At 45.3% G+C, this 23,484-nt stretch carries 21 protein-coding genes; 11 read left to right on the top strand and 10 right to left on the bottom strand.

The annotated features are described in order from the left end of the window. The first annotated feature begins 680 nt into the window (after positions 1 to 680). On the top strand, positions 681 to 1,583 hold the full coding sequence (locus tag ACE1CM_RS24640) for a phosphorylase (RefSeq protein ID WP_374881289.1): 903 nt from the start codon (positions 681 to 683) through the stop codon (positions 1,581 to 1,583). Positions 1,584 to 1,677: 94 nt separating this feature from the next. On the opposite strand, the gene ACE1CM_RS24635 is transcribed toward ACE1CM_RS24640, so the two are convergent. After that, positions 1,678 to 3,006: an RNA-guided endonuclease InsQ/TnpB family protein gene (locus ACE1CM_RS24635; protein WP_374881287.1), complete on the bottom strand. Its 1,329-nt coding sequence runs from the start codon at positions 3,004 to 3,006 to the stop codon at positions 1,678 to 1,680. 217 nt (positions 3,007 to 3,223) lie between these two features. On the opposite strand from ACE1CM_RS24635, the gene ACE1CM_RS24630 reads away from it, so the two are divergent. Beyond that, a complete protein-coding gene (locus ACE1CM_RS24630) occupies positions 3,224 to 3,691 on the top strand; it encodes an FAD-dependent monooxygenase (RefSeq protein WP_374881285.1) in 468 nt (155 codons plus the stop codon). 296 nt (positions 3,692 to 3,987) lie between these two features. Here ACE1CM_RS24630 and ACE1CM_RS24625 read toward each other — a convergent pair whose 3' ends face one another. The 3 genes from ACE1CM_RS24625 to ACE1CM_RS24615 form a co-directional block, all read right to left on the bottom strand. Then, positions 3,988 to 4,407: a hypothetical protein gene (locus ACE1CM_RS24625; protein ID WP_374881283.1), complete on the bottom strand. Its 420-nt coding sequence runs from the start codon at positions 4,405 to 4,407 to the stop codon at positions 3,988 to 3,990. Positions 4,408 to 5,286: 879 nt separating this feature from the next. Then, positions 5,287 to 7,854: an ATP-binding protein gene (locus ACE1CM_RS24620; RefSeq protein ID WP_374881281.1), complete on the bottom strand. Its 2,568-nt coding sequence runs from the start codon at positions 7,852 to 7,854 to the stop codon at positions 5,287 to 5,289. A 158-nt stretch (positions 7,855 to 8,012) separates the two neighbouring features. Beyond that, positions 8,013 to 11,063: an FAD-binding and (Fe-S)-binding domain-containing protein gene (locus ACE1CM_RS24615; RefSeq protein WP_374881279.1), complete on the bottom strand. Its 3,051-nt coding sequence runs from the start codon at positions 11,061 to 11,063 to the stop codon at positions 8,013 to 8,015. A gap of 32 nt (positions 11,064 to 11,095) precedes the next feature. On the opposite strand from ACE1CM_RS24615, the gene ACE1CM_RS24610 reads away from it, so the two are divergent. Continuing rightward, complete coding sequence (locus ACE1CM_RS24610) at positions 11,096 to 11,278, top strand: hypothetical protein (RefSeq protein ID WP_374881277.1); 183 nt, start codon at positions 11,096 to 11,098, stop codon at positions 11,276 to 11,278. Between the two features lie 433 nt (positions 11,279 to 11,711). Here the strand turns inward: ACE1CM_RS24610 and ACE1CM_RS24605 are convergent, their stop codons facing one another. Beyond that, on the bottom strand, positions 11,712 to 12,062 hold the full coding sequence (locus ACE1CM_RS24605) for a Rieske (2Fe-2S) protein (RefSeq protein ID WP_374881275.1): 351 nt from the start codon (positions 12,060 to 12,062) through the stop codon (positions 11,712 to 11,714). 138 nt (positions 12,063 to 12,200) lie between these two features. Between ACE1CM_RS24605 and ACE1CM_RS24600 the strand changes: the two genes are divergently transcribed. Then, positions 12,201 to 12,440 (top strand): hypothetical protein, encoded by a 240-nt coding sequence (locus tag ACE1CM_RS24600; protein ID WP_374881274.1) that lies wholly within the window; start codon positions 12,201 to 12,203, stop codon positions 12,438 to 12,440. A 62-nt stretch (positions 12,441 to 12,502) separates the two neighbouring features. Here ACE1CM_RS24600 and ACE1CM_RS24595 read toward each other — a convergent pair whose 3' ends face one another. Continuing rightward, on the bottom strand, positions 12,503 to 12,775 hold the full coding sequence (locus ACE1CM_RS24595) for a peptide ABC transporter substrate-binding protein (protein ID WP_374881272.1): 273 nt from the start codon (positions 12,773 to 12,775) through the stop codon (positions 12,503 to 12,505). A 444-nt stretch (positions 12,776 to 13,219) separates the two neighbouring features. Between ACE1CM_RS24595 and ACE1CM_RS24590 the strand changes: the two genes are divergently transcribed. The 5 genes from ACE1CM_RS24590 (at position 13,220) to ACE1CM_RS24570 (ending at position 19,064) form a co-directional block, all read left to right on the top strand. Continuing rightward, entirely contained in the window at positions 13,220 to 13,963 is a 744-nt protein-coding gene (locus tag ACE1CM_RS24590) for a hypothetical protein (protein ID WP_374881271.1), read from the top strand. 200 nt (positions 13,964 to 14,163) lie between these two features. Continuing rightward, a complete protein-coding gene (locus ACE1CM_RS24585) occupies positions 14,164 to 15,135 on the top strand; it encodes an ABC transporter substrate-binding protein (RefSeq protein ID WP_374881269.1) in 972 nt (323 codons plus the stop codon). Between the two features lie 41 nt (positions 15,136 to 15,176). After that, on the top strand, positions 15,177 to 17,783 hold the full coding sequence (locus tag ACE1CM_RS24580) for a response regulator (protein ID WP_374881267.1): 2,607 nt from the start codon (positions 15,177 to 15,179) through the stop codon (positions 17,781 to 17,783). Positions 17,784 to 17,952: 169 nt separating this feature from the next. Beyond that, positions 17,953 to 18,201, top strand: coding sequence for a hypothetical protein (locus tag ACE1CM_RS24575; RefSeq protein ID WP_374881265.1), 249 nt, complete (start codon positions 17,953 to 17,955; stop codon positions 18,199 to 18,201). 209 nt (positions 18,202 to 18,410) lie between these two features. After that, complete coding sequence (locus ACE1CM_RS24570; protein WP_374881263.1) at positions 18,411 to 19,064, top strand: phosphoribosyltransferase; 654 nt, start codon at positions 18,411 to 18,413, stop codon at positions 19,062 to 19,064. Between the two features lie 51 nt (positions 19,065 to 19,115). Here ACE1CM_RS24570 and ACE1CM_RS24565 read toward each other — a convergent pair whose 3' ends face one another. From ACE1CM_RS24565 to ACE1CM_RS24555, 3 genes are all read right to left on the bottom strand, one after another. Beyond that, positions 19,116 to 19,748, bottom strand: coding sequence for a CHAT domain-containing protein (locus ACE1CM_RS24565; RefSeq protein ID WP_374881261.1), 633 nt, complete (start codon positions 19,746 to 19,748; stop codon positions 19,116 to 19,118). A 301-nt stretch (positions 19,749 to 20,049) separates the two neighbouring features. Next, the gene (locus ACE1CM_RS24560) at positions 20,050 to 20,376 is read right to left on the bottom strand and encodes a hypothetical protein (protein ID WP_374881259.1); all 327 of its coding nucleotides are present in this window, start codon (positions 20,374 to 20,376) and stop codon (positions 20,050 to 20,052) included. Between the two features lie 172 nt (positions 20,377 to 20,548). Continuing rightward, a complete protein-coding gene (locus ACE1CM_RS24555; RefSeq protein WP_374881297.1) occupies positions 20,549 to 21,778 on the bottom strand; it encodes an FIST N-terminal domain-containing protein in 1,230 nt (409 codons plus the stop codon). 444 nt (positions 21,779 to 22,222) lie between these two features. Here ACE1CM_RS24555 and ACE1CM_RS24550 point away from each other — a divergent pair, with 444 nt between their 5' ends. Further along, positions 22,223 to 22,444 carry a Calvin cycle protein CP12 gene (locus ACE1CM_RS24550; protein WP_226594154.1) on the top strand — a complete coding sequence of 74 codons (222 nt, stop codon included), beginning with the start codon at positions 22,223 to 22,225 and terminating at the stop codon, positions 22,442 to 22,444. A 10-nt stretch (positions 22,445 to 22,454) separates the two neighbouring features. Here the strand turns inward: ACE1CM_RS24550 and tnpA are convergent, their stop codons facing one another. After that, positions 22,455 to 22,940, bottom strand: coding sequence for an IS200/IS605 family transposase (gene tnpA, locus ACE1CM_RS24545; protein ID WP_374881257.1), 486 nt, complete (start codon positions 22,938 to 22,940; stop codon positions 22,455 to 22,457). Between the two features lie 218 nt (positions 22,941 to 23,158). On the opposite strand from tnpA, the gene ACE1CM_RS24540 reads away from it, so the two are divergent. Further along, positions 23,159 to 23,314, top strand: coding sequence for a hypothetical protein (locus tag ACE1CM_RS24540; RefSeq protein WP_374881256.1), 156 nt, complete (start codon positions 23,159 to 23,161; stop codon positions 23,312 to 23,314). The last annotated feature ends 170 nt before the right edge of the window (positions 23,315 to 23,484 follow it).

Here is a 23,484-nt window from a genome sequence, read left to right as displayed (position 1 = left end):
CGAGAGATCGGTAGTGTATGGATGGCTAATTGCTCGCTTGCTAATTGCTAATTGCTAATTGCCTCCAGAGCCGATTAGCTATTAACGCAAGTTGCTAGTTATAAACTGGCTAATTGCTAATTGCTAACTGCTAATTGCTAATACAGCATTTTTCCTGACGCTAGCCATTAGCCATTAGCCATTAGCTCCTCTTCGAGAGATAACTAGCAACTTGAGTTATTAGCAGTTACACAACCGTTGCCAGAGGACATGATATCAGTTGTGGTTTCTACCCCAGATTGTAGAATGCCGATTGTAGGGGCACGGCGTGGCATCAGTTGTGGTTTCTACCCCAGATTGTAGAATGCCGTGCCCCTAAAGCCGAATCGTACCTATGTGACTGGGGCAGCAGTGACGACCCACCAGACCAGCAATGCCAAAATCAGCACGGAGATTTTGACGATGATGTAGGTTATGGGGTGAGCAATTGGAAAGGTGTACATATTCCACCTCTGGTTGTAGCTATGGGCGAGAAATGTTAGGCGCCACCAAGGCGCATTTCCCCGCCTATTCTGTATATCTCTATTTTCGCCCTAAATGCTAATAGGGGTTCAAGACTAACTAATTCGGTAACAACTATTGATATTTGTTAAATTAAGTTGGCAAATACAATCGGGCAAACGCCAAGCGGGAGGTTAAAAGTGCTGAAACAGGGCAGGTTATGGACAAAAGTCATAGAGCGAACCGAACATGCCATCCAATGCGGCGCACTGCTGTCAATTCCGACAGAGTACGAGTTTGTAGAACAAGATGGCGTTCGGTTTCTGGTGCGAATATTATCCAACTTGGCGCGTAAGGATGAAGCGAAGCAGAAACAAAACAAAGAAACTGCAACTTCAGGCAAGGACTTTAACCCGTTTCTGCCCTACGATGAGGATCTGTTCGTTACAGATATCTCCCATACCCATGTCTGTATCTTCAATAAATTCAACGTAGTAGATTATCACCTGCTCATCATTACCCGTGAATTCGAGGAACAGGAAAGTTGGCTGACTTTGCCAGATTTTGAGGCGATGTGGGCATGTTTGGCGGAAATTGACGGTTTAGCATTTTACAATGGGGGCAAGATTGCCGGTGCTAGTCAGCGACACAAGCACTTGCAATTGGTTCCCCTACCACTTGTACCCAATGGTGTGCAGATACCCATTGAACCTTTGCTGGCATCGGCAAAATTTCAGGATTCAATTGGCACTATACCGGGTCTTCCTTTCCGACACGCTTTTGCACAGTTCGACTCTAGTTGGATGCAATCTCCCTTATCAGCTGCTGCGTCAACCTTAGAATGCTACCGCAACTTGCTAGAAATCCTGGGATTAAACAATGGTGACCAACCCGGTGCATACAATCTTTTAGCGACGCGGAAATGGATACTAATTGTACCCCGAAGTCAAGAGGAATTTGAGTCAATTTCTGTCAATTCATTAGGCTTCGCAGGGGCGCTTTTAGTAAGAAACTCTCAGCAAATGAAGATTTTGAAAGACTGCGGACCAATGACCCTGTTGCAGAGGGTCGCATTGCCGATTTCGCAACGATCGAGCCAATAAGTCGCTAAATTAAAACCAGAAAGAAAAATGGGTGAAAATATGACGATGCGGGAAAGTTCGATAACAGAAACAGCAGGTGGTAACGTTGACACTCTCATGGCTGAAGCCGATGAGATTCTGCGGACAGAGAAGGCGTCGGTTGTTGCCAAAGCCTAACTCTCGCTGCGGTCGTCAAGCACCGCCTACACAGTAAGCCTAAGTCTAAGCTTAGATTGCTGGCTACTTTACGCAAAATATTTGCCGCCGCATTTAGATCGGCATTAACAATTGAGCCATCAGAAGAACGATACAAACCGCGATGTATGCGCTTGCCAGATGCTTTCCACCCATCCGGCTTTTCGCCATATTTGGGCAGGGAGTCACCATCAAGAAAGCTGGATTGAGAAGTGTAAGATTCTTCGGTTTCTACAAATCTGATATCGTGTAAGTCGCAAAGTTGTTTCAACCGTTCCTTTAGTTTGCCCAAGGGCATTTGAACGAATTTCTGATTCTCGATTCGACCAAGGTTAGCGCTATCTTTAAACCCTTCGTTCCAGCCAATAACTAAAGTGCCAATTTGGTATTTTAAGCAGTGTTGAACAATAATTTTAGCTGCCTTGTTAATCCCGTCGCGCATTTGATGGTTGCGCTTGCGGGTAACTCTATCCAACCATTTATCCCAGTATCCCTCTGGCTTACCCTCTTTGCGAGTTGACACCTTTTTGTTCCACAATTGATTCATCGCCTTCATAGCGCGAGCATCAATTAAGAAAGAGTTACCCAAGGTATCGACACAGGCAGTTAAATTATCGGCGGTTCCCAGATCGATTGATAAAGCACGACTGATATTAAGATCGTGCTTTTCTTTTTGAATTGGGTAGGATAGTTCTAAATAGAATGCACCATTTTTGGGTAAGATAGTAAATTCTTTGACCTTTGAGCAGTCGATGTTCGACGGCATAGGTAAAAAGAATTCCGATATCCCAAACCACCTTCTGACTGTTAATCCCAGAGAAAATCTGAGCTGACCATCAACTAATACCGGCCTTTGCGCTCCAGTGTTTGGGTAGGTAACTTTGAATAGTTTCGAGCCTTTGAGGTAATTTGGCGGTTTTGGCTTAAAGTGCAACTTGCCTTTGAAGTACAAATTCCTTAGCTCTTTAAACGATTTAAAAGCTTCCGCTACCGACATCAATGTTTGTTGCATTGGTGTTGAAGGTAGGGATTGAGCGATTGTTGACTTTGAAACCGATGGTTCGTAGATTAGATCGAATTTCCCTGCCAATAACTTGCCTGTTTTAAAAAAGATCTGTCTGGCGAAGTAAATACCGTTGTTGTAGAGTTTGCCTGATTGTTGACAAAGGTACTCTAGTATCGCTTTTGTTTCTTGATCTGGGTGCAGCAGTACTTGCTGAATACCCATGCTGTTTTTGGCTTTTGGCATAACCTCTTTTTGATTGATTTAGTTATGGTAATGGACTAAGATACTGATGTCAATCAAAAGCCACAAAAAGACAAACTATGTTGTTACAAAAAGACTACCAATCTCATAGCTATGTTAAGTGCTTAGTTGACTATTGTTTTGCTTGAATCCGAGAATTTGCCAGCAAGAAGGTTAAACACTATACTGAAACTTAGATCGTCGATCCTGAAATACGACTGTGGTTAAAACCGCTCGTGTCGCACACCGACCAGCACTAAAGTGTCTGAGTTTCCCGCTTCCCGTGTTGTGTTATGATATTTTCGACCGCGAACCCAAAGGAATGCAATGGGGGCGCGGTCGGGTAACATTAATTGGAGATGCTGCCCATCCAGTTCAACCAAACCTCGGTCAGGGGGGATGCATGGCAATTGAAGACTGTTTTGAGTTGGTCAAATATTTAATTGTCGGTCAAGAAACAGGGGAAGATATCTCTTCGCGCCTGCGTCAATTCGAGCAAAGTCGCAGTCAAAGGATTGAGAAAGTTTTCACCGTATCCCGACAAGTCGGAAAGCTGGGTCAGACAGATTCACCTATCGGTTGTTTCTTGGGAAACTGGATATATCGGCTAACGCCTACTTGGTTGGGAGACTTGCAGTTTAAATGGCTGTTTGATTACGATGCCAAATCACCTGTATACAGAATTTGATCGTTGCGGTGCTTAAGAGTAGGTTGGGTTGACGCCAGAAAACCCAACATTAGCAAGGGTTTGTGGCGTTACACTATCGTTCAACCCAACCTACATTTTTAGCTTGCTCACCGAAGCAAGCGTAGATGATATCATATCATGTCCGATCGATTACCTACGATCGTGAGCCGGGACACGGCACGATTAAAGTTATCTGTTTGTCCGAGATATCTCTTTAGCCTTAGTCCCTACGCAAGGGCGGGGTGAGGTTTTTTTATTATGGGCAATTCAACGGACATGATATAAGTCCCGATCTTCTAATCGTCCATCAGGAAGGAATAAGCCCGCCTTAATAATTCCAACTCCGCAGGTGGTAAGCTACGTGCATCTGTAAGGGCGATAAATTTTCCGGCACTATTTTCTATTTGTTGGTAGGGTGGGTCAGTTGTGGTAAAACGAGCTAGATAAACATGTATTGGATGATCGGGTGCCTCTACTTCGGCTTCAAATTCGCCTTCAATTTCGAGCGTGCCGCTAGATAATCCCAATTGCTTTTCAGTATCGGCAATTAATGTAGACGGGTACGTGACTGTTTGACCTTCTTCTATGTGGCTTTCACAAACTTGCGATAACGAAGGTAATCCTTTGGGATGGCACACTGTATCATTTAGGCGTAAAAACAGGGTGCGCGCACTATAGCCTTGCTTGTGGTACATGATAACGCGGGAATCTTCCATAATGCCTCTGTACATTCAGATTAGATACTAGGCCAAGCTGCTATTGATAAACTCATTTGTTGCTAATTGCTAATTGCTAATTGTTAATAGATTACTGTTATTTACATTAGCGATTAGTCGCAAGTTTGAGATAACTAGCGGCTTGGGTTAGTAGGATTTGCACTGAATGGTTAGGCACAAAACCATCAAACTAATTAACTTGCGATCGCAAGTTAAGCCATTCGCTAAAAAACGCTGTCTTTTTTCTGGTTTTGATGGTTTTTTTTACCTCCAACCTATCTGATAAATCCCCTTTGATTCGGCATAGTGTTCGGCTTTTTGACCGTAAATTCCCGCCATGCCACAGCCACCTGTGGAAACCAGTGTTAAAGGCAGCCCAACCCGTGGGAAAATTGGCTGCCCTTGCTTAAAATAAGCTAAAGCGGCTGTTTTTTCCTTACAGTGTCATTTTAAATAATAAGGCTTTTGGGGATCAAATTGTCAAAGGGGATACCTAAAAATTTCTTATAGGCAATTATCCTGGGTAAAGGCTGAGGTCAGTGCGGATATATCAGAAATTATTGCAATAATTGAACGCGGGGAAAGGTTGATTTTAAAGCGATAATTTTGACAAAATCATCGAGATAAGTAAGGAATATTTTGGCTTCAAACGCCCGTCACTGAGTTAAATATTGGGAATTTTTCTGAATAATGGTGCAAAACTTTTGCAGAAATCGGGCGGCGCCCTTGCGCCTACTACGAACGGGGCAGCGCAGCGCCCTTGCGCCTACTACGAACGGTTAATTACTTGGGGTGATAATCTGGCTTTTTGGCTAATCGCTAATCCCTAATCGTTAATAGTAAAAATCCGATTAACAATTAGCAATTAGCAATTAGCAATTAGCAATTTTGTCGCACTGGAATTTCAATAATGAACTCTGTTCCTTGTTTGGGTGCGGAAACGCATCGCAGCACCCCTCCATGCTTATCCACTACAATTTGATAGCTGATAGATAGTCCCAATCCCGTGCCTTTACCAACGGGTTTTGTGGTGAAAAAGGGGTCAAATATTTTTGACTTCACTGCTTCTGTCATTCCCACTCCGTTATCGGCAATTCCCACTGCAATCCAAGGATCGTTAAACACTTGGGTGCGAATCCGAATAGTAGGCGATCGATCGTCAAAAGTTGATGACCGATGACGCTGTTCTAGCGCATCAATCCCATTGCTTAAAATATTCATAAATACTTGATTTATCTGACCGGCGTAGCATTCTACCAAAGGCAGGTTGCCATACTCTTTAATCACTTCAATAGCGGGACGATCTGATTTTTCTTTGAGGCGATTTTGCAAAATCAACAGGGTACTATCAATCCCTTCGTGAATGTCTACTGGTTTCATCTGGGCTTCATCCAATCGAGAGAAATTCCGCAGGGATAGTACAATCTGACGGATGCGTTCAGACCCCAATTTCATCGAAGAGAGAATTTTGGGAAAATCTTCCCTCAGATACTCCAACTCTATCGCTTCAATATACGCTTGGATTTCATCAGAAGGATTGGGATAATTTTGCTGATAAAGTTGTATGAGGGAGAGTAAGTCTTGGGCGTAAGTGTTGGCATGGGTGAGGTTGCCATAAATAAAGTTAACTGGATTGTTAATTTCGTGGGCAACTCCAGCAACTAGCTGACCTAAACCGGACATTTTTTCAGTTTGAATTAGTTGCGCTTGGGTTTGTTGCAACTCGTGCAAAGCTTGTTGGAGTTTTTCTGCTTGTGCTGTTGCTAAAGCAGCACTGGCGCGACTTTGACGGTAAAGTTCGGCTTGGTCGATAGCGATGGCAAGTTGTTCTACAATTGCTTGTAAGCTTTCGACTTCGCGATCGTGCCAGTGTCTTATTTCCCTAATGTTACCGCAGCTAACCATCCCCACAACACCAGAGTGGGTTTGCACGGGTAACGCCAATACCGAAGTATAACCCAACAAACCCAAGCACTTTTGTCCCATAGGGTTGCTGAGAGTGCCAATATCATCAACTCGCAACATACCGATTGCTAAAACATCTTCTAATCGCCAACCCATTTCTTTGGCTGGATAAACACCTATTAAACTGGGCAATTCAGGATTTTTCGCTTCCCGAATTACCTCCCAGTAAACTTGCTCGCCATCGGTTTTATACCAGAAAAACTGGCAGCGATCAATTAGCAGCAAATCGCGAATCTCTTGCACGGCAGTTTTTAATATTTCATCCAAGTCAAGCGAGTTGCGAATTTGGCTAGAAAGGCGGCGCGTGAGCAGATTTTTTCCTTCTTGTAGTTCTCCCAGTCTAGCTTCGGATTCTTTTAACTCCTCCTGTGCTATTTGATTGCTCTTGCGAACCCGCACTATCCATGCAGATACCATACCAATAATGACAACTAAGCCTGCATATATCAGCAGTAAATTAACCAGCAATTGCCGCGATTTGGCATACAAAATTTCTGGCGTTACGCGAGAAACAATCTTCCACTTATAAGTTTTAGCGTCAACCTGACCCTGTCTGTTTCCAAACGCTTTAATCGACCAGTGACTGAATTTTTGCTCTTCACTGATAGGATAGACGTTAATATAAGTAAACATCCCATCTTTTGTCTCAAATTGTCCCTGATTATTCCCAGACATTTTCTGCCAAGCTTCGGGAAATTTTTTGGCAAATGTCTTATTTTTCCTCTCGGGTAATATGAATCCCCATTCATCTTTTAGTTCGGCAGATTTGAGCCAAAATCCATCGGCATTTAGGAGCATACATTGACCCAAGGTTGCAGCGCAAGCTCTCTGAAAATTGTCGAGTAGGTTTGCACCCAAATAGTTGAGTACTACAATTCCCCGTTTTGTGCCTTTACTATCGAATACGGGCGTGCTAAAACGAATCATCGGTTTGAGTGGATGCTCGATTTTTCCGCGTTCCACATTTAGATCGAGGGGTGAAACAAAAATTTCTCCTTGGTTTAGCTTCAATGTGTCATTAAACCAATAGGGTTTAACTTGAGATTGCAGTTCTGGTTCCGGTACGATACTAGGCTTGCCGTTGTTGAAGTTAACCCTGACAATTTCCTGACCAGCAGTGTCTAGAAATCGGATTTGGTCGTAAATATTTTTATATTGAGAAAAAGCTAAATATTCTTGCGCCATCCCTTGCCGAATTCCCTGGGTTTCGGGTTCTTCTAGCAGCATTTTTAGCTCATTTTGTGCGGTTAAAAACTTCAAGTCAGATACAACCGAGTTGAAATCGATCGCAATGCTTTTGGCTGGCAGTTCTACAGTGCGTTGTTCTCTAATTTCTATGGCTTTTCTATCTGATTTTACCTCGGCTTGGTAAACAATGCCCAAAATCCCGCCCGCCAGTGCTGAAATCGGTAAGAAAAGGGTGAAGAATTGTTTGATTAACCCTGGTGAATCGATTGATTGTATAGTTTTTAGATTTGCCATTATTTGATTTAGATTGTTGTAATAGTTAAGAATATGTATTAATTCGCGACTGGTGAAGATGGAGTAACCATCGAGGTATTAACACACAAACTATATCAAGATTTTTGTAAGTTAAGTTGTGCGATCGCAACCGTGTTTTTACGGTGTTCAGCCAGCTATCAGACTATACTTAACCCATACTGAAACAGAACTTGCACTGGATGGTTAGGCAAAAACCCCTCAAACCGCTTGACTTGAGAACGACAAGAAAAACCAGTGGCTAAAAGTCTTTGTCTCTCTTCTGGGGAAGATGGTATGTGTCGCCCCCAACTCATCTGATAAATACCCTTAGATACAGCATAGTTTTCGACTTCGTGTCCGTAAATTCCTGCCATCCCACAGCAACCTGTGGAAACCAAGGTTAAAGGAATTCCAACTGCTTGGAAAACTTCCTGCCATTGCTGTTGAGAAGTTAAAGCAATTGTCTTTTCGGTACAGTGACCTAATAAATAATAGGATTCGCAGGTAGTCCCTACTTTTGGCAGGCGTTCAAGCTGAGTTACCAGAAATTCTTGCAATAACTGAACTCTGGGAAAGGTTGCTTTTGCATCAAGGATTTTGACATACTCATCCCGATAGGTAAGGACGATGCTAGGTTCAATGCCAATAATGGGAATTCCCAAATTCCCTAACTGAGTTATAGCCAGATAATTTTTCTCAGCAATTGTACGAAATTGTCGCAAAAATCCTTTGACATGCAAAGGTTTTCCACTAGGAAAAAACGGCGGCATGTAAACGGTATATCCGAGTTGGCAAAGAAAATCATAGGTATCGAGAACCAATTGAGATTCAAAGAAGCTGGTGAAGGTATCTTGCAGCAAAATTACGCTATTTTCCCGTTCTGCTTGACTGAGATTAGATAATTTGTTGGCATCGAATTCTGGTGCTTGTCTTTCTGCCAATCCTTGTTTGAGTGTCAATGAACTTAATACGGGCGGATCGACCAAACCGAGAAACTGTTTCATCAACCAGTGGGAAACGGGGTTTTGAGTTATAAAATTAAATAAATCGGGTGCATAAGATTGCCAACTGGCGAGGGTTTCGATATTCCCAACCAAGTAATCGCGCCAATGTCTGAGATAACGGGTGTAATACAGTTCCAAAAATTTCGATTTTAGATGGGGAACATCGACATGAATCGGACATTGAGTGGCACAAGCTTTACAAGAAAGACACCCGTGCATTCCCTGATAAACTTCATGGGAATAGTCATAAACTCCCCAATATTTTTGGATGGTATTCCAGAGTTTAATCGGGAAATTTCCCGGTTTTTCTATTCCCGCCTCCCACTTACACCCAGTTGTGTCGTTCTCCCCATCTCCGCGTCGCCGCATCGCCGCGTCTCCTTGGTTAACCGTACCAATTTGTCGCCACCATTCCCGCAGTAAGGTAGCGCGACCTTTGGGAGAATGGATGCGATTGCTTGTACCCTTATAAGACGGACACATGACGTTATCGGGATTAAAATTAAAACACGCTCCATTTCCATTGCAACTAAATGCCTCTGCATATTCCGAACGCAAAGAGGCGGGAACTTGCCGGTCAAAATGACCCCGCAAAGGCGATTCAATTTTCACAACTTCGGCGTCACTACCAAAAGGAGTAACAATTTTTCCTGGATTTAATCGATTATCCGGGTCAAAAGCTGCCTTAATTTTCCGCAAGTCTTCATACAATTCCCCAAAGAAAACAGGAGTATATTCGCTGCGAAACCCTTTTCCATGTTCCCCCCACATGACTCCGCCATATTTCCGCACCAGGGATACAACTTTATCGGATAATTCCCGTATTAGTTTTTCATCGTTTGGCGCTTTCATATCTAATACTGGTCTGACGTGCAAGCATCCCACATCTACGTGACCAAACATGGCATAATCAAGCTGATATTCTCTTATTAACGCTTTAAATTCTTGGATATAACTGGCGAGACATTCGGGCGGAACGGCGGTATCTTCGATAAAGGGAATCGGTTTGCGTTCTCCTTTGGTATTTCCCAAGCATCCCACCCCTTTTTTTCGCAAGTTCCACAGGTTGTTTATTTCTTCTCCACTTTGCGCCAAATAATATCCCGTCGCTTTTCCTAATTTAATTTTATTAACTTTATGTTGAACTTCCTCTAGATTTTCTCCGGTATATTCAACTAAATTAATTGCCTTTGCATCTGCCACGAAGTCTTTGACATGATAGTAAATTGCATCCTCTTTCGCCAGCGATAAAATTTTTTCATCAATCGTTTCTATTGCTGCTGGTTCTGATGCTAATAAAGTTTCTGCCGCTGATAAGGCATCGTCAAAACAGCGGTAGTGAATTGCTAGCAATTGTTTATATTTAGGCAGGGGGGTTAACTTCAATTTTGCTGACGTAATGACGGCTAGAGTTCCCTCTGAACCCGCTAAAATCCAATTTAGGTTAAAATTCTCCTGTTGATAGACTTTCGCCAAGTTATACCCGGTCATAAATCGAGGCATTTTGGGGAAAGTTTGGGCAATTATTTCGCGCTTTGAGGTGACAATTTCATCGACTTGGCGGTAAATTTCTCCCAGACGACCGGACTGTTGTTTAAAGTCGGATAAAGTAGCAGGAGAAATGTCTTGCGATCGCGCGACTGTTCCATCAGATAAAACCCAACTTAATTCCAAAATATGATTGCTGGTTCGCCCATAAATTCGCGACCCTTTTCCGCAAGCATCCGTATTAATCATGCCGCCAATCGTCGCGCGATCGCTCGGGGATAAGGAAGGCGCAAAAAATACCCCATAAGGTTTCAAATAAGCATTTAATTGGTCTAAAACCACTCCCGGTTGCACTCGCACCCAACCTTGTTCCAGATGCAGTTCTAAAATCTGATTCATGTACTTAGAACAATCAACAATCATCCCAGGAGAAAGCGATTGACCGTTGGTTCCCGTCCCCCCGCCTCTGGGAGAAAATGCGATCGATTTAAACTGTTCTTGATTGGCTAATTTAAACAAATGCACCAAATCTTCCTCAGTGCGGGGAAAGACAATTGCTTGCGGCAATATTTGATAGATGCTGTTATCGGTAGACATCAGCAACCGACTGGCAAAATCCGGGCGCATTTCTCCGGAAAAGGGAGTTTTTGCCAAAGCTTCTAAGAAAAGTGTATATTCTGGTTTTAAGGTTTCTTGAAGAGTCAATCGAGGAATCATAATCTGAGTTAGTGAGATTAATAGAGGTTTTAATGTCAGATTTACCTATCGACCCAATTCTTTACCTGATGCTGAGTCTTCACTGCGTTATCGGTGCGATCGCTGCCATGATAGCCCAAAATAAAGGACGCAGCTTGAATTTGTGGCTGCCTTTGGGTTTAGTTGTAGGAACGCCTGCTTTAATTGTAGCTTTGTTGATGAAGCGCCAGGATTAAAAGTTGAACGGCGATCGCTGTGGGGAAATTTTGATTGCGGTCTGGCAAAAATCTCGTTGGCGGTCGGGGCACGGCATTATAGATGTGGTTAAATTATCCGGGAGATCCCTTGCCGTGCCCCTACTTAATCGATCTGTTGTCAAAATCCCGTTGGCGGTCGGGGCACGGCCATCATAAAATTTTCACTTGTCAAGAATATTTCCGATGCCGTGCCCCTACTTAATCGACCTGTTGTCACAATCTTGTTGGCGGTCGGGGCAGGGCCATCATAAAATTTTCACTTGTCAAGAATATTTCCGATGCCGTGCCCCTAAGAATGCACCTGTTGTCACAATCTTGTTGGCGGTCGGGGCAGGGCCATCATAAAATTTTCACTTGTCAAAAATATTTCGGTTGCCGTGCCCCTAAGAATGCACAGATGCAGTTTTTCTTTCTAATTCAGGTCAATCCAGATGCTTCCTTCTTCTACACGAGTCGGAAAAACTGACAGTGGCTTTTCTTGTGATACCATACCCATTACCTTTCCCATAACAGGAGGCCAGGGAGACCAGTCTTTCGCCGCACCAGTAGATAAGTCAAAAGCACTGCGATGCCAAGGACAAACAATTGCCCCGCCTACAATTTTGCCTTTTTTCAGCGACAATTTCAGGTGCGGACAGGCGTTATCTACCGCATACATCTGACCTTCGTGGTTCAACAACAAGATTTTGCGATCGCCTACTGTTACCACTTCTCTCGCACCTGGGGCAAGTGCATCAACTGATAAAACTTTAGTCCAACTCATATACATCTCCTCTCTGGGTCAACCTGCTTTATTAGTTTGACGCAATGGGGGACAGTGCGATCGCTATCCTATTAGTCGGGGCGAGTTTATGATACAGCGGATTGCTACACCTTCGGAATGCAATAGCGGCTGCGATTAATGCTTGCCGCTATTGCATTCCTTCGCCATAAGGCTTTCCCTCACTCACTTGCAATCCGCTATAATGCTCAAGCTGTCGTTACCAACGTTGAAGCTGTCGTTACCAACGTTGAAGCTGTCGTTACCAACGTTGAAGCTGTCGTTACCAACGTTGAAGCTGTCGTTACCAACGTTGAAGCTGTCGTTACCAACGTTGAAGCTGTCGTTACCAACGCTCAAGCTGTCGTTACCAACGCTTAAACTTTCGTTACGATCAAAGGTGCGATCGCACTAGCGACGCAGCTTCAGCGAATCCCTACCAATTACCGTCCCGATTTCCGAGTCGATCGATCGCTAGCAAGTCGCTGGCGGTAGCGGATGAGGATGGTCATGAACAGATCCGAATTGGGTACTGGCGTCAAGGGACTCCACTCGTCAACTTGAGCAAATCCGTCCACGTAAAACTTGTGGATTTCTTCCATCACCCCCTCGGGCGAACCGATAATCATAAACCGGATCGGTTCCCGTTGCGGCATTTCTGAGGCAGAATTTGGATGTGCAGATCCGCTAGAGTCCGACAAAAACTCTTGAAACATGAGATTTTCTCCTAATTTTTTGGTTTGAAACCAAAAAATCTAGCCACCCCGCAAGGCATCGCAAAGCAGGGTGGCTACGCAGAGTGTTAAAATTCTCTGTTAGCCTCCCGGACTGGTTTTGGCAGTTTGGGGGGTAATGCTGTCCATTGCTGTTTCCTCAGCTTTGGGCAGCGGAACTAGATTTTTCGGAACCGGCTGCTGCCTGGGCAAGGAATGCAACCGTTAAAAGATGAGCATACAGCATTGTGGTGCAACCGTCAAGCGTGGGTTGGGGTGAGACTGGTTAAATTTTTGTAGCGATCGCCGTTACTTCTGTGGCATCAAAGCTACGATAGTAGTTGCCAAAAGGTCAATTTGATCCAGGTTTTTGTTAATTCAAGAATAGGTGTATTTGCCAGGTGAGCCAGAGTCTTGAATTCCTCAACCAAAAGGTGAGGTGAACAAATGAACAATACTCAAACAACCTCAGCTAAGATCGGTCATCGTTGGGTTAGTATCACAGAAGTTTTACTAATTGTTAGTTCTGTTGGTACTTCGGTAGCTTCTGTCATATTGCAACAATCTCTGCTGGCAACGCTAGCATCTGTTCCGCTCTCGCTTGCTGTGGGACTAAATTCATGGGAAAAAAACCGTCTCTCTCAAGCTTATCAAGAGAGTCAGGCGAGCATTATTCGTTTAGAGCAGCAACTAGAAAATTGGCAATCTTCAAATACCATTTTAAACTTAATTGAAGCCGAATATCACCACGAAATCTCAATTGAAGAAATCTCCAAATACCTGCAAGTTTTGCAGAATAAAATATATTGGCTAGATCAAAATATTAAGCATAGACAGCCAATAGCATTTAAAAATATAGTCAGCCGTAACGATATCAAGGAATTAGAAGGAGAAATAAAGGAGGTAGATAGTCGGATTGATAACTTCCGTATTCCCGATATTAAACAAAGACTGTGCGAGATAGAACGGGAAATTCAGAGCATACATTTACAACTAAAAACTGATAGTATTGCCATCCAAGAAAATGTAGAGACAAGAATACATAATGCCATTGCGGAATTAAGAAGCCAATATACTATTCTGGCAAGGAGAGTTGAAGAAATCCAGACAGAAATAAACATTATACCTGCTAAAGGGCAGAAATATTTTAATCAAACGAATTCTAAAATTGCTCAAGACAGACCTTTGTAGCTTCTGGGGAAAACCAGCAATTCCTGGTCAGGGGATTTGCTATTCATGTAGTAACGAACCAGGACAATCTGCTATGGCAGTTGTTAATCGGACAGACAAAGTGGGAATAATAGACGGTGAGGACTTTCTCGTTTAATTTCAACCGTACTGTTAGATACATGAAACTGAGCCAAAGACTTGTTTTGCGGAGTCAATTGAAGTTGAAACCTCGAGCGGGTGTTACTATTTTGCTCGGTGCGGCGCTGTTGTTATTCGCCCTCGTTAGCTGCGTCCAAGAACCACCCCCACCGTTGCGCGTTGGTACTAATGTTTGGCCTGGATACGAAACTTTATATCTGGCTCGCAGTTTAGGCTATTACGATAACACTCCGATTCGATTGGTGGATTATCCTTCCGGGACAGAAGAAGTGCGAGCTTACCGGAATGGGGAAATTGAAGCTGCCGGTATCTCGCTAGATCAAGCATTAGTATTAGCCGCAACTAATCCGGATGTTCGCATTGTGACTGTGATGGATTTTTCTGCCGGTGGAGATGCAATTTTAGGGAAACCAAATATTAAGAAACTGCCTAATTTAAAAGGGCGAAAGGTGGGGGTTGAATCAACGGCTTTGGGGGCATTTGTAATTACCCGTGCCTTGGGGAAAGTTGGGTTGTCACCCAAAGAGGTGGAAATTGTGCCGTTGCAAGTTTCGGAACACGAACGATCGTTTAAAGAAGGAAAAATAGATGCAGTCGTAACATTTGGGCCACCCCTGACCAAACTATTGGCAACGGGTGCAAAAATACTGTTTGACAGCAAGCAAATTCCGGGGGAAATTGTAGATGTTTTGATCGTGCGATCCAGCGCGATCCAAAACCAACCAGATGTCGTGCAAGCATTGGTAAACGCTCGGTTTCGCGCCTTGGAGTACTTGCAAAACAACCCCCTAGATGCCGCCCTTAGAATTGCTCCGCGCACGGGTGTAACTCCCGAACAGTTCCTACAATCTTTAGAAGGTCTGAGTCAGCCAAACTTGCAAGAAAACCAAAGATTGTTGAGTAAAACCGACCCGACGTTACTCAATAGCATAAACCTGCTGGCCCAGGTGATGTTAGAAAACAATTTGTTACCTAAACCAGTGGACACCACCGCCTTGCTGGACGATCGGTTCGTCAACCAAGCTAAGTGGTGAAGCAAAATAGGTACATTACATCGGATTTGGCGACGCCACCCATGAAACGTTTTTCATTGCCTCTGCGTTTCTCGATTCCAACTATTTTGGTATTATTCAGCAGCTTGCTGGGCGTATTTTCTTTTCAAAGGGAAGTATACCTGTCTGACCTGCGTACCGAAGAAGAGGTCAGTCACGATATCCGCTTCAGCGGGAATCAAATTTCCGGCATGTTGGAGTATTTGTATTTAAGAGGAGATGTCGAGCAAGCGGAAATCCTCATCAGCAAGATGGGAAGCGACCCCAAATTGCGGTTGGTTTTACTGTGCGATGAAAACAACCGAGTCATCCTATCCACCCGTTACGAACTGCGGAACCTTCCAGTTACCGATACCCCAGGGGCGAACAGCTTAGCAGCATTCTCAGAGATTCGCGAAACAATGTCAGGACAAGTTAAGCTCTCTCAAGATAGACGGAAACTCGAAGCAATCTATCCAGTACAGTTGGGAACTTTACCCGGTGAACTGCGACCATCGAGAGTGGGAATTTTGTGGATCGAGTACGACCTTTTGGACCTGAAAAACGAAACTCTTGCAGATGCTTTACAGCGATCGCTTGAATCAATTGCCGTAATCGCCTCTGGTTGCATTGCGGTTTGGTTGCTGTTTGATAAAATCTTGACCCAGAGGGCATCCAAGTTAGTTGCAGTCAGCAATAGTTTAGCCCAAGGACAGTTAGATGTTCGCGCCCGGTTGCAAGGATGGGATGAACTGACGCAAATATCGGCAGCGTTTGACCGCATGGCGGATCGAATTCAGAACGATACCCTGGCGTTACAGGAGAGCGAAGCCAGATTCCGGTCTTTAGTTGCCAACATTTCGGGGGTAATTTACCGCTGTGCCTGCGATCGCAAGTGGACCATGGAGTTTATTAGCGATGCAATCGCCCAAATTTCCGGTTATCCCCCATCTGATTTTATTAACAATCAAGTGCGCACTTTTGCCAGTATTATCTATCCTGAAGATCGAGAGATGGTGCAAATTTCGATCGATAGCGCGATGCAAGAGCAGCAGCCTTATACAATCGAATATCGCATCGTTCGTGCCGATAATAGCATCCGATGGGTTTATGAAAAAGGTCAAGGCATCCGCAAGTCAAACGGAGACATTCTCTGGATCGATGGCGCAATTTTTGACATTACCGAACTCAAACTGGTAGAAACCAAACTACAACAAGCCAAAGAAGCCGCGGAAGCAGCTAACCGTGCTAAAAGCGAATTTCTCGCCAACATGAGTCACGAATTAAGAACACCTCTCAATGCAATTTTGGGTTTTGCTCAAGTGATGCAACGGGATGCTGCAATTGCTTTAGAACATCAATCCCATCTAGAGATTATTCATCGCAACGGTCAACACTTGCTGGATTTAATTAATAACGTCCTGGAACTGTCAAAAATCGAAGCCGGTACCGCCAAGCTGGATGAAACTAACTTTGATTTGTCCCAACTGCTAAATGGACTGCAAGAGATGATGCGCCTTAAAGCATCTGCCAAGCAAATCCACTTGATGTTTGAGCTATCGCCCGATGTTCCCCAGTACATTAAGGCAGACGAAAAAAAATTGCGGCAAGTCTTAGTTAACCTGATCGACAATGCCATCAAATTTACCGATGTTGGTACGGTGATGTTGCGGGTTGTGGGAAATTCACCAATTACCAATTACCAATTACCAATTACCAATTACCGCCTCATATTTGAAGTTATAGACACTGGTTATGGCCTAACAGAAGAAGCCGCAGCAGCTTTATTCAAACCATTTGTGCAAATTAACACGACTGAAGGATGGCAAGCCGGAATGGGACTGGGATTAGCGATTAGTCGCAAGTTTGTCCACTTGATGGGTGGGGATATTACCGTTAGCAGTACTTTAGGAACGGGAAGCACCTTCAAATTTGATATTCCGGTGCGTTTGGCAAGCGCAACCGATTTTCCACAGCAACAACAAGCTCGTCGGATCGTCGGTTTAGTACCCAACCAACCGCCAGTTCGCGTATTAATTGTTGAAGATCAACCGGAAAACCGCTGGCTGCTGTCAAAGCTGCTGACATCGGTTGGTTTTGAAGTCAAAGAAGCTAAAAATGGGCAAGAAAGCTTGACACTTTGGGAAGAATGGGAACCCCATCTGATTTTGATGGATCTGCGAATGCCCGTGATGAACGGTTATGAAGCAACAGAGAAAATCAAAAGTACTCCTAAAGGAAAAGCCACCGCGATTGTTGCTGTCACTGGGTTTGCTTTTGAAGAAAATCGCGCCGCTATTTTTGCAGCGGGTTGTGACGATTTTATTAGTAAACCGTTTCAAGCCAATGTCATCTTTGCCAAAATAGCCGCTCTTCTGGGCGTGCGCTACATTTATGAAGCACCTGCCCAAAGTTGCCAAGTCTCCCCACCCCCTCTTTTAAAGCTGACTCCTACCGCTTTGACAGTAATGCCCGATGATTGGATCGCCAAACTGCATCAGGCTGCGGTTGACTGCGATGATAGCTGGATTTTTCACCTGCTCAAAGAGATTCCACCGGAATATACAACCCTCACAACTGCTCTCACCAAGCTAGTCCGCGATTTTCGCTTTGGTGAAATTATCGATCTGACCCATCAAAACACTTTGTGAAACCCCCCCTGACAAGCAACATTTCAACATATACAGTCTCAATCAAATAAGTCAACAAAAATTTGCAAAATTTTTAGTAAGAATGTGTTAAAATAATAAGTGGGTGAGAGTTGATAATTAAATAAACAAGAGTTGATTGGCTATAGCCAAAAAGCGGGAGGATAAAACGATGTTAGAAAATTTATCGAGAGATCCGCCTCGCGAAGCAGCGCTAGGCGAGAGCGCCCAACTTATACCCGACCCTTGGGATCTACCCAGCGCTCAATCGGAGAGGGTTCCGATGCCGGAAAATGGGAAATTACCCGTAGAACCTCACGCGTTAATCGAGGCGGCGGGAAGCCCAGAAGCGCCAAGGTTAAGAGGACAATCGAGAGAACCAGAACTTAGACCAGTGCAAATATTGTGGCAAGGCGAGTAGGGACACGGCATCATCAACATTCTTCTTTGGATCAAAATATCTTGGTTGCCGTGTCCCTACTGCCAATGAAAATGCGCTCGCGGGTTATTTGCCAACCAAATTGAACAAGCCGTAGCACTGCTAGTGTGGGATGGGGATTTTAGGGACTTGAGCGCGACGGGTTAACAAAACTGCAACGCAGCCGCCCACGCAAGGGAGGAAAAAAGACAATGAGGCGATTTCGCAACCGAACCGAAGCGGGACAACTGCTAGCTAAAAAGCTGACCGCATACGGCAATCGCACCGACGTACTGGTGTTGGGTCTGCCCCGTGGGGGGGTACCCGTGGCATATGAAATTGCTGTGGCACTGAATTTGCCGTTAGATATCTGTCTGGTGCGGAAGCTGGGGGCACCCGGAAACAAAGAATTGGCGATGGGTGCGATCGGGATGGGTGGAGTGATGGTACTCAACCAGGATGTGGTGGAATCGCTGCACGTTTCCACTCAAGCGATCGCAAGGGTTGTAGCGTTGGAAGAGAAAGAATTAGAAAGACGAGATCGCGCGTACCGGGGCGAGCGTCCTTTCCCCGACTTGCAGGGACTGGCAATCGTTTTAGTGGATGACGGAATAGCTACGGGAGCAACCTTGCGTGCGGCGATCGCCACCTTACGACAGCAACAACCTGCCAGGATTATCGTAGCCGTACCAGTAGCGCCCCTCTCCACCTACAACGAATTGAAAGCAGAAGTAGACGAGGTTGTGTCTCTGGTGACACCAGAGCGCTTCTATTCAATTAGCGTTTGGTACGACCAATTCGATCAAACCACCGATGAAGAAGTCCGCCACCTGCTCCTTGAACGCCCATCGGTAATTAGTTATTAGTTGAGAACGGAATGCGGATCGCTATCCGGTCTATGCTTCAAATACTGGAGTTTACTGGAGTTTGACTAGATTTCGGTGCAAAACATCAAAATACCCCCTGCCATAATCATCAACTAATTCCGACAAACAACCGCTTTCTTCCACCCGCAGCGCCAAAGGTTGCCGCGCCGTCGCCGTCAGAATCCGCGCTTCCTCCGCTTCATAATCGAGTACATGCACCCCCAGGGGCGAAGTCGCCATAAACAAGACTTGCAGCGCCCGATTTTCCGGGGCAGTCTCGATGGCTAATTTTTTGATAGTGTCCGATGATACCCACCGTACCGGAGCGATCGCAGGCCGTCGCGCCACTAGAAAACTGTTGCCATCGTGCAGCACTTCCCAAGGCAAGTGAGCGAGTTTTGCCGCCGCACTAATCGCCAAAACAATCCCCTCGCGCCGATATCGCTCCAACAACCGTTGCAGAAACCTTTCGCTACCATCCAACCAGTTATACAACCTGCGCCCGGTGATGGCGTAATCCTCCGGCAAGCTGACATAGTAGTCTCGTTCGGCAAGCTGGATCAAGTCGGCGATTTGATCTAAGGGGAGCGATCGCCGCTGATACTGATTATGATTGTCTTCAAAGAAACGTATATCTACGTAATTATCCGCAATGGGTTTCAGGTCAAGGTGGAGGGCTCGCACGTTTGTAACCGAGGTCGTCAGTAATATCCTCAAGGTTAACTTGAATTATTCCGGATAGTCCCTCAGCCCGCCAGCCCGCCAGCCCGCCAGCCCGACAGCCCGACAGCCCGCCAGCCCGACAGCCCGCCCGGAGATTAAAATCGCACAGCGAGTCGCGAACGTGCCTTAAAACAAACGTAAGATGCCGCAATTAGTCGGTTTTAACCGACTTGAGCTATTAGCCCGGAAATTGATGTCCGGGCGGGCTGTCGGGTATGCGACGGGGCTGCGTTCTCCGGGCTTACCCCTGGGAACGAGAGAATCAACCCTCTAAAGCCTTGCGGATATCTTCAAGCGTGGCATTTTCTAACAGCAGCCTTTGTCCATTGCGTCCCACAATCAAGACTTTGGCAATTCTTTTACCCGACTGTTGCAGTTTATACTCTTGATACCACTTGCGGATTTGTTCGGCGATCGCAATTGTTCCCCCAACAATCCCGACAATTGAGGCAATCGTTGCTACGACGCCCTCTTTGTCAGGTTGTTGCGAACTCACCTCGTAGCTTCCCGATATACCAGGAATTGCCAAAAGCGCTTCTGTAGCGTCAATTGCACCTTCTCCCTCAATCGCCACCTGAATATCTGCCATGATTCACCCGATACTCGGTACAGCCCAATTTTGCAAGAGCAGAGCGATCCGTCTGTAGGTTCACCAAGTGTCTCAATGTGCAGAAAGCGGTAGCGAACATGAGTAATTTTGTTCAACTACCCGATATATCCAGGTTGCCTTGCCCCTACCGCCACCCCGCGCCATTGCCGAATTAAGGTTGGCGACAAATCCCAAATACAGAAGTGTAACCGTGGAGGAAGGTGCTACCACCCACTGGACCAATTTCGCCATTGCAGAAGAAACCACCCAGAGGAATATTGCTTAGGTAGCGGTGGAACAGATGGGAATCAAAATTAGGACTGCCATAAAGACCTTCTCCCCGTCCCATACAAGAGAACATTAAAGCACCGCTCGCGGCTGTTGTATTGGCTTGCTGTTGATAGCGTGAAAGTAACAGTTCCAAGTCTTCAGCGGAGGTGTTGGCGTCGCGGAGGTGGAATTGGATGCGCTGTCCAGCACGAACCCGATCCCCGATGGCGATCGCACCCGCTGATGGTTCAACTCCCAGCAAGTTGCGGATTAAAAAGTCTCCCTGCTCTAAATTTTGCTTAAATTCATCCCGCGCCACCCCGACAAACAGCGAATGCTGCGCCAGCATCCGGTCTTCTTCGCTCAGACTTTGGATCAAATCCCGCAGCACTTCTAAAGGCGTGCCAGATTTAGCAGTTGCACCCACCCCTGCTGCGCTTTCTGCCTCCATTCCCAGGACAATATTTCGCTCGCCTAGAGTCACCCGATAAGGCTGACCGATAGGGCGACATCCTTGCGCCACAATCGTTTCCATCACAATATTACCGCTGAGGGCAACGCCGATCGTGCCTTCGCGATAAAGCTTGTAGTTACAAAACAATCCCGTGCCGCCAATCCTAGCGCTGCCGCTGGCAAGTCCCCCGACTTTTACCGCACCCGGATAGGCAAAATCTAAACCCTGAATCAGGTCGTTGACTTTAGACGAGAACGGATCGGCTAATAAAACAAACTGGGGTTGCTCCTGCGGCGAGACGCCGATTAATTCTACCCAAGCATCTGGAGGACTATCCAAATCCGGCATAGATTCGGCAAAGATATGAAACGCTTTCACATTGACGCCGGGAAGATGCGCCAGATGCAAGCTTAAACCGGGTTCGCCTTCTACCTCTTGCGCCTCTTGGTTCGGTTTCATCCCAATCACGCCACCGCCGCTGCAACCGATTAACACCGGCAGCTGAAGTCGCTCTTGTAGTAAAGGCATCAGCCGCGTATACTCGCTGGCAAAGGCAGCGGAGATAAACACCAGTCCCAGATCCGCTTTTGCTGGTAACGCTGCTGTTACCCTTTCTACAACTTCCTCAACTGCCCCTTCCAAAGAAGGACGGGTTGAAAGCGCATTGACCCACTGCATCTGGTTATTTACGGGTTCGACCATCTTCCTTATCCTATGTGAAGTTATTCGGTGCTGCGCCCCCACAGCCATACTTCAAAGATTACTGTATAACATTTATGGGGATGGCACAGAAGCCGAACCCACAAGTGCAGCCGCGCACCAGAGCAATTTTACTTAAAAGCGATGGAAAAAATTATTACCTGGGTTATAGCGCGATCGCTTTAAGAAGTGTTAAGGTATATGTAGGCAAAAAAAATTTACGGCGAATCTTTGTTGTAGGGTGAGGTTTGGTTAAATCTTAAGAAATAAACATCATTCCCCAGTCGATGACTCGGCTTGCTGTAATACTGAACAGTTAGGATCTTTTAAATACCATCTTTAGTTAGGTAAGATTTTGCAAAAAACTCCCTCTATAACAGAAAAGATCCTAACGAACGAAAGTGTCTGTTGAAACCAAGAGCTATGAACAACATCCAAACACAAATCGAACAAGAACTCGAAAACGCCCGCACCGTCTGCGATACCGAAGGAGCAACCTCTAAAGAATGTGCCGCAGCTTGGGATGCGGTAGAAGAACTGCAAGCAGAAGCATCCCATCGTAAGCAAGATAAACAAAAGAATTCTTTTGAGCAATATTGCGATGACAACCCAGACGCAGCAGAATGCCGGATCTACGATGACTAAGGTTGGTCAGTCATAGCAGAGAATCATCTCTGCTAGGGCGCGGATGCGACTGAAGAAGTAACAAAAGCAACCGAACTTGGCGACCCTTAGTTCGAGTTGCTGATTTTTTATTGAACGCGCTTACATCCCCATCCCCTTGTGGGTGGGGATGTAAGCGCGGCTTGCATAAGGGGGTACCGCTGCGCGGAAGCAAGCTACGATGCCCCCTTATGCAAGCATTCTCTTTTCGGGTTAGCGAGTCACCGCGTTGTTTTTGAGTTTCAATATATCGCCTGATAGCTTCTTCTGAAACCCCACCAACAGATGAGTAAAACGTACCATCGCTCCACATCCCGGAACCCCAAAAGCGGCGCTTTTTCAAATCTTTAAAAGTATTAAAGATATGCACGGCGGAAATCGATTTCATAGTTTTAGCGATTTCCACTGGCGCAGTTGTATGATCTGCCTGCACAAACAAATGAACGTGGTCGGGCATAATTTCGATGGCGTGAAGCACCTACCCGTAAGTCTTGCACACTTCACCCAATATTCGCTGCATTCTCTACTTCTACCGCGCCTTCAAGGATCTGGTGGCGGTACTTGGGACAAAAAATGATGTGGTACCCCAGGCAGTGCTGAGCGTGGGAGTCCGACAATATTTTCATTGCTTGGCGTGTATTGACAGAACATATAAGGGAAGATAGCATAAGCATGTCAATAGGCATTCAATTGATAATGAAAAAAACCGTTAGCATACCAGTCGATTTGCCATCAGACAGGTTTCTCTCTTTGATGAGCGAATGTGCAGAAATCTTTAATAACCACATCGATTGGGCTATTGCTAACAAAAGCTACAACAAAAATAAGGCACACAAGGAACTGTATCACTAGCTAAGAGTAGAGCATCCTTGTGTGCCTTATGCTTTGGTACAAACTATCAGGGATAACGCACGCTTAAGCAATTAAGGCTACCAAGTTCAAGTACGTTCCCAGGAAAAAACCGACATCAGGATTAAGATATGACAAGCGCACCATGACACTAAGAGGTGGGCAATTAACTC

Source organism: Microseira sp. BLCC-F43, from assembly GCF_041929235.1.
Lineage (GTDB): Bacteria > Cyanobacteriota > Cyanobacteriia > Cyanobacteriales > Aerosakkonemataceae > Microseira.
The sequence above is the reverse complement of the archived record's forward strand: the minus strand, read 5'-3'. Positions and strand labels throughout refer to the sequence as shown.